The sequence below is a fragment of the Bacteroidota bacterium genome, from assembly GCA_030706565.1.
Taxonomy (GTDB): domain Bacteria; phylum Bacteroidota; class Bacteroidia; order Bacteroidales; family JAUZOH01; genus JAUZOH01.
Window position 1 is genome coordinate 1 of record JAUZOH010000108.1, and the last position, 10,965, is coordinate 10,965.

General features: G+C 41.1%; 11 protein-coding genes. 6 read left to right on the top strand and 5 right to left on the bottom strand.

What is annotated here, in order from left to right:
* Positions 1-1,272 (top strand): translocation/assembly module TamB domain-containing protein (locus Q8907_07475; GenBank protein ID MDP4274102.1); only part of this gene is annotated, 1,272 nt, incomplete at its 5' end.
* 96 nt (positions 1,273-1,368) lie between these two features.
* Positions 1,369-2,181, top strand: a complete 813-nt coding sequence (locus Q8907_07480) for a hypothetical protein (protein ID MDP4274103.1) — start codon at positions 1,369-1,371, stop codon at positions 2,179-2,181.
* 122 nt (positions 2,182-2,303) lie between these two features.
* Here Q8907_07480 and glyA read toward each other — a convergent pair whose 3' ends face one another.
* Together glyA and Q8907_07490 are read right to left on the bottom strand one after the other, a co-directional pair.
* Positions 2,304-3,584, bottom strand: coding sequence for a serine hydroxymethyltransferase (gene glyA, locus Q8907_07485; protein ID MDP4274104.1), 1,281 nt, complete (start codon positions 3,582-3,584; stop codon positions 2,304-2,306).
* 122 nt (positions 3,585-3,706) lie between these two features.
* A complete protein-coding gene (locus Q8907_07490) occupies positions 3,707-4,111 on the bottom strand; it encodes a response regulator (GenBank protein ID MDP4274105.1) in 405 nt (134 codons plus the stop codon).
* 244 nt (positions 4,112-4,355) lie between these two features.
* Between Q8907_07490 and Q8907_07495 the strand changes: the two genes are divergently transcribed.
* Genes Q8907_07495 through Q8907_07505 form a run of 3 tightly spaced genes read left to right on the top strand, consistent with a single transcriptional unit; the run spans position 4,356 to position 8,464 of the window.
* Complete coding sequence (locus tag Q8907_07495) at positions 4,356-5,594, top strand: pitrilysin family protein (protein ID MDP4274106.1); 1,239 nt, start codon at positions 4,356-4,358, stop codon at positions 5,592-5,594.
* A gap of 6 nt (positions 5,595-5,600) precedes the next feature.
* A complete protein-coding gene (locus tag Q8907_07500; protein MDP4274107.1) occupies positions 5,601-6,878 on the top strand; it encodes a pitrilysin family protein in 1,278 nt (425 codons plus the stop codon).
* 41 nt (positions 6,879-6,919) lie between these two features.
* Entirely contained in the window at positions 6,920-8,464 is a 1,545-nt protein-coding gene (locus Q8907_07505) for a gliding motility-associated C-terminal domain-containing protein (GenBank protein ID MDP4274108.1), read from the top strand.
* Between the two features lie 22 nt (positions 8,465-8,486).
* Here the strand turns inward: Q8907_07505 and Q8907_07510 are convergent, their stop codons facing one another.
* From Q8907_07510 to Q8907_07520, 3 genes are read right to left on the bottom strand one after another with little or no spacing between them, the layout of a single operon-like run.
* Positions 8,487-9,050, bottom strand: a complete 564-nt coding sequence (locus Q8907_07510) for a UbiX family flavin prenyltransferase (GenBank protein MDP4274109.1) — start codon at positions 9,048-9,050, stop codon at positions 8,487-8,489.
* Positions 9,051-9,065: 15 nt separating this feature from the next.
* Complete coding sequence (locus tag Q8907_07515; GenBank protein ID MDP4274110.1) at positions 9,066-9,668, bottom strand: porin family protein; 603 nt, start codon at positions 9,666-9,668, stop codon at positions 9,066-9,068.
* A gap of 12 nt (positions 9,669-9,680) precedes the next feature.
* The gene (locus tag Q8907_07520; protein MDP4274111.1) at positions 9,681-10,382 is read right to left on the bottom strand and encodes a Sir2 family NAD-dependent protein deacetylase; all 702 of its coding nucleotides are present in this window, start codon (positions 10,380-10,382) and stop codon (positions 9,681-9,683) included.
* A 224-nt stretch (positions 10,383-10,606) separates the two neighbouring features.
* On the opposite strand from Q8907_07520, the gene Q8907_07525 reads away from it, so the two are divergent.
* On the top strand, positions 10,607-10,965 hold a 359-nt coding region (locus tag Q8907_07525; GenBank protein ID MDP4274112.1), incomplete at its 3' end, for a CHC2 zinc finger domain-containing protein.

Below are 10,965 nucleotides of genomic sequence, written 5' to 3' on the forward strand. Positions count from 1 at the left end.
GAAAAAGACAATAATACATTCTACGGAAAAACTTTTGCGAGCGGGATTGTGAGCCTGGAAGGAAATATTAAAAATTTAGCCATCAATGTCACTGCCCGCACTGATGAACATTCGGAGATAAATATCCCCCTGTCATCGAGCTCAGATATTACGGAAAACCGTTTTATTACCTTCAAAAGTAAAAAAACAGATACTGTTTCTGTGGCTCCTGCCGCAAACCAATATCAGGTCGATATGACAGGAATAAAATTAAATTTCGATCTTGATATAAGGCCCAACACCCAGGTTAAATTAATTTTCGATTCTAAAATTGGAGATATAATCTGGGGAAACGGAAACGGGAACATCAAACTGGATATTGACACCCATGGGAAATTTAATATGTTTGGGGAATATGTCATTGAGAAAGGGAACTATTTGTTTACCCTGGGCAATATCATCAACAAGAAATTTGACCTTGAAAGCGGGGGTACAATTATCTGGAACGGCAGGCCAACTGATGCTACGGTAAACCTTAAGGCTGTATATAAGCTTAATGCCTCCTTATATGAATTGCTGGTTGATGCAGGCGAGGATTATAAAAAAAGGATTCCTATCGATTGCCAGCTTTCCCTTAACGACAAATTGATGAACCCGGCACTGAAGTTTGATATACTGATGCCGACAGTCTCACAGGAGACCCGTACCCTGGTTAAAAACGCTATTAATACGGATGAAGAAATGAGCAGGCAATTCATGTCATTGCTGGTGGTCAATACATTTTTGCCGGATCCCAATAAAGTTCAGGTAAATTCAGGGACAAGCGAAACAAGTTCTTACCTGACCAAAGCAGGCCTGGGCGTTACCTCTTTTGAATTTTTAACCAATCAGCTCAGCCATTGGCTATCTCAGATGAGCAAAGACGTGGATATTGGTTTAAACTACCGTCCTGGTGACCAGATCACCAGTGAACAGATGGGGGTTGCACTTTCTACCCAGTTGCTTAACGATAGAATCAGCATAAACGGGAACTTCGGTGTTGGCGGAAATAATAAACTGGCGACCAAAACCAACAATATAGCAGGTGATTTCGATATAGATTTCAAACTGAATAAAAACGGGAAACTTAAGTTAAAAGGTTTCAACCGGACCAACGATCAGTTTATCTACGAAGTTTCCCCCTATACACAGGGCGTGGGCATCACTTACCGGGAGGAATTCAAGAGCTGGGACGATCTGATGAACAGATACTGGAATAAAATACTTGGGAAAAAGAAAGAAACAGAACCCTGAAAAAATTCTTAAAAAAAGAAAGAGAAAAATTCTATTTTTGCATAATCCTTGATGGTAAAATGTTTAAATTTTACTTATAAAGGGAAAATTTTAATCATGGATAACGGCAATTTACTTCAACATAAAAACGGGATATTTGGAACCATAGTTTTTCACGCGGCAGTGTTAATGTTTTTCATGTTCTCGTATGTTTCCAAACCTATTGAAATGCCGAAAGTAGAAGGGATAGAGATAAATTTCGGGACAGATGAAAACGGTTTGGGCCCTGAAGAACCGGCTATGGGTGATGCTGTTGTACAACCCCGGGGAGAAGCACAACCAGTTCAGCCACAACCTAAAGAAAAACTGATGACACAGGATTACGAAGATGCTCCTGTCCTATCGAGAAAGACGAATAACAATCTTAAGAAAATCACCAAAACCACGGAAGTAAAGGCAGTGGGAAATCCGACATCAACAGGTGCCCCAGTTGAAAAAGTCAATATGAAGGCATTATATACCGGACGGAATCCCAATACCAGCTATACGGGAGGAGAAGGAGTAACATACGGAAACGGCAATCAGGGTCGTCCTGATGGCTCCATTAACTCAAAAAACCGGGTTGGAGGCGGTAGTGGAAATGGAGGAGGAACTGTCTCTTATAATTTGTCCGGGCGTAATCCTTTGCATTTGCCTTCACCCTCCTATCCCTCACACAGTGAAGGGAAAGTTGTTGTTGAAGTAACGGTTGACCGTACCGGACACGTTACTTATGCCGACCCCGGGAAAAAAGGATCAACCACACTGGATGCCGCATTGCTGCGCGCTGCCAAAGAAGCCGCCCTTCTCTCCAAATTTGATGTCAAGAACAATGCTCCGGCTTTCCAGAAAGGTACTATTACTTACCATTTCCATTTCAGCCAGCAATAGGAAAAATAAAAAAAAGAAAAAACGAAGAGGGTGTCTAAAAAGTATCAGACACCCTCTTCGTTTTTGTATTCCTTTAAGACTGACGAAAATAAAATTTTTTTTGGACAGTCTTTTGATGAATGCTAATAGGCAAACAACGGAAGATTTTCCATCATTTTATTCACCTGGGCACGCACCCGATTGATGACTTTTTCATCATCAATATTGGTCAGTATTTCATCAATAAAATCAACTATGGTAACAATCAGGTCTTCTTTAATCCCCCTGGTAGTAATGGCAGGAGTACCAACCCTGATTCCTGAAGTTTGAAATGGGGAACGGGAATCAAAGGGAACCATATTTTTATTTAGGGTAATATCCGCTTTTACCAATGTGTTCTCGGCCATCTTTCCTGTAATATCAGGGAATTTCGTTCTAAGGTCAATCAACATGCAGTGGTTATCAGTCCCGCCCGAGATCACTTTATAACCTTTATCCATAAATGCTTTAGCCATCACAGCAGCATTCTTCTTTACCTGTTGCATATAGCTCTTGTAACTATCGCTAAGGTCTTCGCCAAAAGCCACCGCCTTGGCAGCAATCACATGCTCCAGTGGGCCGCCCTGAATACCCGGGAAAACAGCTGAATCAAGCAAAGCCGACATGGTCTTGAGCTGGCCTTTGGGGGTTTTGATACCCCAGGGATTCTCAAAATCCTTACCAACCAGAATCATGCCCCCACGCGGGCCACGTAATGTCTTATGGGTGGTGGTGGTAACAATATGGCAATAGGGAAAAGGAGGATTCAACAAACCGGTGGCAATCAAACCGGCAGGATGCGAAATATCAGCCATCAAAATAGCACCCACCTTGTCGGCAATCTCACGCATACGCTTATAATCCCAGTCGCGGGAATAAGCAGAAGCCCCTCCTATAATTAATTTCGGCTTTTCCTGAAGAGCAACTTTTTCCATCATGTCATAATCCACTCTTCCGGTTTCTTCATTTACTCCATAAGCTACTGCGTGATACAAAACACCTGAATAATTAACCGGCGAGCCATGAGTCAAGTGACCTCCGTGGGAAAGATCCAGTCCCAAAATGGTATCCCCCGGCTTCAAGATGGCAAACATCACAGAAGCATTAGCCTGAGCCCCTGAATGAGGCTGTACATTGGCCCATTCGGCATGAAAAAGCTTTTTGGCACGGTCAATAGCCAGCTGCTCAACTTCATCAACAACCTGGCAACCGCCATAATAACGTTTACCGGGTAAACCTTCCGCATATTTATTGGTTAGATACGATCCCATGGCTTCCATCACCTGATCACTAACAAAATTTTCGGAAGCAATCAGTTCTATGCCTTTCAATTGCCGCTGATGCTCTTTTTCAATTAATTCAAATATTTTGTCGTCTCGCTTCATTATTAATAAATTTAAATATTAGCAGAATTTCGCCACAAAATTAATTTTTTAAAGCCTGAAATAAAATTAATTGCCAAAAGAATTTCATAATTCGAAATCAAAAACACCTGAATAACCTTGCATTACGGGAATAAAATGGAATGGAGCGTTTTCAGCAACAAATCTCCTTGCAAAGGCTTGGATAAATACCTGTCGAAACCTGCCTCAATACATTGCTGTTCATATTCTACGGAACTAAACGCAGTTTGCGCTATTACCGGCAATTGTGGATATTTCTTCTTCAATTTTTTAAGGACATCAAAGCCATTGATAAAAGGTATTTTGATATCCAGCAGCACCAGGTCAGGTTGCTCATCCTGACAATATTTCATAGCTTGACGCCCATCTTGGGCCATCACTATTTTTGCCCGGGTACCGCTCAATAACTCCCGTAAAAAGATATAACTTGCCTCGTCGTCTTCAACAACAAGGATTGTTTTACCTTCCCAATTGTATTTTTTTAAATAACTTTTTTTATTGATAGTCATTATTAGTTCGGGTTAAAACTATTCCCATCAACAGGTTCAAAATAAATAAATGCAAATATTCATCATAAGGCGGGAGGAACAACGTCAAAACACATTGTGTGGCAAGATGTTTTATTTGCTAATTTCCCTTCAATTTGTTTTCTTTATACAAAAATAACGTTTTTATCAATAAGGTAAAAGGGATTTAATTTTAATTAAAACTTTGCAGTAAAACAGGTTACATAGTTTAACCAAACCGGCAGATATGATTGATATCAAAAAATTCACACTTGAAAATGGACTGAGAATAATCGTCAACCCGGATAAGACTACTCCGTTGGTTGCCATGAATATTCTCTATGATGTGGGGTCGAAAGACGAGGAACCGGAGAAAACGGGGTTTGCGCACCTCTTTGAACACCTGATGTTTGGAGGATCTCAGAATATCCCTTCGTATGATGAGCCTTTGCAACTTGCCGGAGGCGAAAATAATGCATTCACCACCACGGATATCACCAATTATTATCTGGTAGTACCTAAAGAAAATATTGAAACCGGTTTCTGGCTCGAATCCGACCGCATGCTGAGCCTGGCCTTCTCGGAAAAAAACCTGGAGGTTCAACGGAATGTGGTCATGGAAGAATTTAAGCAAAGATATCTGAACCAGCCTTATGGGGATGTGTGGCTTTTGCTCAGGCCTATGGTTTATAAAGTTCATCCTTACCGCTGGCCAACCATAGGGAAAAAAATGGAACATATACAAAATGCTTCCCTGAATGATGTGAAAGATTTCTTCTTTAAATTTTATGCGCCCAACAATGCCATCCTTTCGGTTTCAGGCAATGTTGAGCCCGACGAACTTCTCAGGTTGAGCAAAAAATGGTTTCTGCCCATAGAGCACCGCCCCACACCCAGGCGTAATTTACCGGAAGAGCCCAGGCAAACAGAGGCACGCAGTTTGACCGTAGAACGGGACGTTCCCTTCGATGCCATTTATAAAGCTTATCACACCTGCAAAAGAAACGATCCCGACTTTTACGCTACCGACCTGATTTCGGATATCCTTGCAAATGGGAATTCTTCCCGGCTTTATCAGTCGCTTATCAAAGAGCAAAAACTCTTCAGTGAGATCGATGCATACATCACTGCAGATATAGACAATGGATTATTCTATATCAAGGGGAAAATCATGAAAGGGGTGAGTATAGAAAAGGCCGAAACAGCAATAGAACAGGAACTGGAAAAAATCACCGGTGACCTTGTCAGCGATTATGAATTGGGAAAAGTGAAAAACAGGGTTGAATCCTCACAGGTACTTTCTCAAATCAATGCCTTAAACAAGGCTATGCTGCTGGCATACCAGGAACTGTTGGGAGGTGCCGAAAAAATCAATGAAGAAATCGACCATTACCGGGCTGTTCAAAAAGAAGATATCAGAACTGTTGCCCGGAAAATATTTCAATTATCCAATTGCTCTACGCTCTATTACTTATCGAAAAAATAAAAAATTATGGATCGTCTGATTCCACCGGATTATAAGACTATTGAGAAAATAGATATTGCCAAAGCTCAGGAATCACGCCTGGAAAACGAAGTCCCTGTATATATCATCAATGCTGGCGAACAGGATGTGGTTAAGATCGATTTCATCTTTCAGGCCGGCAACTGGTTTGAACCTGCCCCGCTTATTGCATATTTTACCAATGCTATGCTTAATGAAGGGACCCTGCATTATACGTCCCGGGAGATAGCAGAAAAATTCGACTTCCTGGGCTCCTTCTACCAGAACAATATTGATCTGGACTTTGCCTCAATCAGCATCATAAGCCTCAACAAACACCTGGAAGAAACACTTTGCCTCGTGGAAGAAATAATAAAATACCCGGCTTTCCTGGAAAATGAACTTCAGATTTTATTACACAAAAGGAAACAACAGTTCCTGATTGATGCAGCAAAAGTGCAAAACCTTGCAAAATTCAAGTTTTCCCAATCTTTATTTGGGAAAAGCAATCCCTATGGCCGTTATATCGTTTCTGAAGATTTCGACCATGTGACAACCGGACATCTTGCCGACTTCCACCGTACATTTTATTGTGCAGAAAACTGCAAGATTATTGCATCGGGTAAAGCAGATGAAACAGTTTTTAAGTCACTTGATGCCCATTTCGGCTCCAAAAGCTGGTGCTCGAACAAGGCGATTCAATTCCCCAATATTAAATTTGATGGCGGACAACCCGGTCAATATTGTATTGAGAAAAAAGATGCAGTACAATCGGCCATCAGAATAGGTAAAGTACTTTTTAACCGCACACACCCTGATTTTATCGGAATGCAGGTTTTAAATACTGTCATTGGCGGCTATTTCGGTTCAAGGTTAATGAAAAATATCCGGGAAGAAAAAGGCTATACCTACGGAATCAGCTCCCTGCTCATTTCTCTGAAAAACTCAGGATTCTGGTTAATTGTCTCGGAAATTGGGAATAAATATACCTTCCCGGCTATCTCTGAAATTTATAAGGAAATTGAAAAATTGCAATATGAAAAAATCTCTTCCGAAGAACTAAACCTGGTAAAAAATTATCTCCTGGGGGATATTCTCCGGATGTTTGACGGGCCGTTTTCCAATTCAGAGAGTTTTCGATCGATTCTCGAATATGGATTGAATCCGGATTACTACGAAAATGTCATCCAGACCGTAAAAAACATCAGTCCTGAACAATTACAGCAACTTGCGGTGAATTATCTGGATAAAGACAGCCTGGTTGAGGTTGTAGCCGGCAAAATATAATGGCAACTTTTACGTTTTAAAAACAGTTTTTAGATACAACAATGCCTGACGATACAAAAAGTTCGGAAAAAATCGTTTCATCAACCTTAGATTTTAAGGGATGTTTCCTTATCCTTTCGTTTTTGGCATCATTGCTGACATTTCCACTTAAAGCACAGGCTCCTCAACCCCCTACCCTGATTTCAGTAAGTGTGGATTCTATGTGCCGGACTGTTATTACTTGGGGTAAAAGCACCAGTGCCAATGTATCTTATTATGTCGTCCTCGCAGACAGGCTGCCTTTCGATACCGGGAAAGGTTCGGTAAAAATAGACTCCACTGCAAATACCGTTTATCTTGATAGCAAGGACGCTGTATGCAAACAGGCCATGAGGTTCAACATTATTGCTGTTGATACCAGTTCAAAAAGATACAATCCCAGCGAGGCAACGGGTTCATTTGAAACTATCTATCTTCAGGAGAAATATGATTCCTGCAAAAATCAAATCACCTTAAACTGGAACCAGCCTTATGGCTGGAGTTCAAAAATTAAAAGCTACAACATCTGGTATGCGGATAGTGGCAGCAATACGTATAAACTACTGGTTTCTAATCTGGTAAATACCGCCATTGCTCATACTGTTGAGAATATCAAAGAAAACACCCAATATGATTTTTATATTGAAGCCGTTCGAAATGACGGCGTGAGTTCTTCCACTTCAAACATTGTCCGCAAATATACGGCTATGCCCAGGGCGCCGCAATTCATTGATGCCAACGCCACTATGCTGTCAAACAACCAGGTCGATTTGACCTTTAACATTGATCCATCAAGTCAGCTTACTCATTATGAGATTTTTAAAGCAGACCTAAACTCCGGAAGTTATGAGGTGCTGGCCGATACGGTCAATTTTACCGCCCATACCCTGCAGTATACCGATTATATCGCATCCGGGCAAAAGTTAAAATACAAACTGGTTGCCCTCAATACCTGTCAGAATATTGAAGCCAGTTCAAACCTTGCCAGTAACGTTTTACTGAAAGTTGAAAATGAACAATTCACCAATAACCTTTCATGGAATAAATACATAGACTGGCGGGGGGGAGTGGCCAGTTACAACATTTACAGGCAGATCGGGAATGCACAACCTGCCTTTATCGGGTCAACTGACTCAATGATGACCGAATATTCAGACGATCTGGCCTTCCTGAAAAATAAAAATATTTCCGATCATTTCTGCTACTATATTGTGGCAGTTGAGGGCGACAGCACAAAATACGGCCACATGGAAAGCAAGTCAAACGAAGTCTGCATCTATGTTAAACCATTGGCCAGGGTACCCAATGCCATCATCCCCAATGCAGACCCGCCCAATAATGAGTTTAAGCCATTTCTGACCTTCCTGCCCGAAAAATATATCATGACCATTTACAACCGTTATGGCGGGAAAATTTTTGAAACCACCAATCCGCTGGAAGGATGGAACGGGCGAATTAAGGGCGGAGAACTGGCAAAAGAAGGGGTTTATATGTACTATATAAAAATCAGTTCTGAGGGGAACAAACCCGCTGAATATAGTGGGACAGTTGCCGTTGTTTATAAATAATAATCCCCGGTTCAAAAATATGCTAACTCTTCCAGCGATAAGTCTCAAGGCTGAAACCGGCCAATTCCAAAACCCTGTGGGTCACGGTATCAACCAATTCATCAATTGATCCGGGTTTGCTGTAAAAAGAAGGATTTGCAGGTGCAATAATCCCTCCGGCAAGGGTAATGGATTTCATATTCTCCAGATGAATCAGGTTATAGGGACATTCGCGGGGGACCAGGATCAGTTTTCTTCTTTCTTTAAGCATCACATCGGCACTGCGCACAATCAGATTATCGGCAATTCCATGGGCAATTTTTCCCAATGTGCCCATACTGCAGGGACAAATTATCATTGCATCAAAACGGGCAGAACCGGAAGCCATAGGGGCGAAAAAATCAGTATTCTCATATACAGGGAAAGGCAATGATTGACTGGAATCGCTATCCAATTCGTAGCTCCATACCTTTTTTGCATTTTCTGAAAAAATGACGCTTACCTCTTCCAGTTGATCAGAAAACTTTCCCAACTGTTCAAGCAAATTTCGGGCATATATAGCTCCGCTTGCACCGGTTATGCCGACTATGATTTTATGTTTGACCATGGCTCATTTTAATAATTAATCGCGACCAATTCGATAATAGACTGTTAAAGTAAAGAGATTGTTGTACTGGCCATTGTACCTCTTCCGGGTATAATTAGTAGGTAATCCCCGGATGGGGAAAATGGAATAAGAATACCCTATATGGGCATCAATTCTTTTTGTTATCGTATATCCCATTCCGGCATTCACACTTAATTCGAAATGATGGAAATCCTTTTCGGGCTGAATGGCCCCGTTTTCATCTTCCTCATTGTGACTGATCAAATAAGCTACAGCCGGGCCCCCGTCAAATTTGAATTTATGATTAAACTCAAAGAAAAATTTCAGGGGAAGCTCAACATAATGCAACCTCATCTTATATTCCGCCGGGTCGGATATTGTGGAAGGTTTATGGCTGCCTTTGCCTATATATTTTAATTCGAGCTGCAACCCTGATTTCTCACTGACTTTTGTATTCACAAATCCCCCGAAAATAAAACCGGCTTTGTTGTACCCGCTGTAATTGTCCCCGTCAACCTGACTGGCACTGATTCCGGCAATAATACCCCCCTTAAAGCGCTGGGCCTGCATCGACAGCGGAAGCAAAATAAAAACCACAATTAACCATCCCCTATTCATTTGCCAAAAGCATCAACTTTTATTGAGCGGCAAATTAATAATTTTTTGCATAAGGGTTTGCACTCCCTTGCCGGCTTTTTCATGAATTAATGTAATATTCCTGTGCAAAGGAATTTCCACATCATTGGGATCTACAAGAAAAATCGGAATTTTCAGGGGTACATAATCCAACAGGCCTGCTGCAGGATAAACCACCAAGGAAGTACCGATGATTGCAAAAATATCGGCTCCCTGTGTGATCCGGATAGCCTGGATCATGTTGGGGACAGCTTCTCCAAACCAGACGATATGAGGACGAAGTTGGGAACCTTTTTCACACTTATCGCCCAGTTTTAATTCCCAGCCATTAATATCGTAAACCAATTGTTCATCAACCGTACTTCTTGCTTTCATTAGTTCTCCATGCAAGTGCAGAACATGCTTGCTCCCGGCCCGCTCGTGCAGGTTATCAATATTCTGGGTAATAATTTGCACCTCAAAATATTTTTCCAGTTCGACCAGCCCTTTGTGCCCCTCATTGGGTTCAGCTTCCTGCAATTTTTTTCTTAGCTGGTTATAAAAATCCAATACCAGTTCCTGGTTTTCTGACCATCCTTCGGGGGTGGCAACTTTGTTCACCTCATAATTCTCCCATAAACCATTGGATTCTCGGAAAGTTTTAAAACCGCTTTCAGCACTTATTCCTGAACCCGTTAATACTACCAGTTTTTTCATAGTTTAAGGTTTTTTCGATACTTTTATAGCCTGAATGAATTTTTTTTCGTGATGAAATTTAATGAAAAACTTTCATTTTATTGCTCTCAATATGACAGTTTTCTCTTCCGGCAGGTAAAAAAATAACCATAATAAACCAATAGTTGAAGCTAAATTGCTAATTTAGCAAAAAAGTAACCATGGGTCTATAATCCTGATATACAGTATTTTTAAGAGTCTTTAAAATGATTGATCACGCTACAGTAGAAAAAATATTTGATGTTGCCAATATTGTCGATGTCGTTCAGGATTTTGTCAGCCTAAAAAAAAGAGGGGTCAATTATATCGGGTTATGTCCATTTCACAATGAAAAAACCCCATCGTTTACGGTATCTCCGTCAAAAGGAATTTTCAAATGTTTTGGTTGTGGCAAAGGAGGTAATGCGGTTACTTTTATCATGGAACAGGAGCATTTATCCTACTATGAAGCCCTGCTCTTTCTGGCCAAAAAATACCACATAGAGGTTGTAGAGAAAGAACTGACGGCTGAAGAGATACAGCAAAAAACCGAAGCAGAAAGCCTGTTGGTGCTCAACTCCTTCGC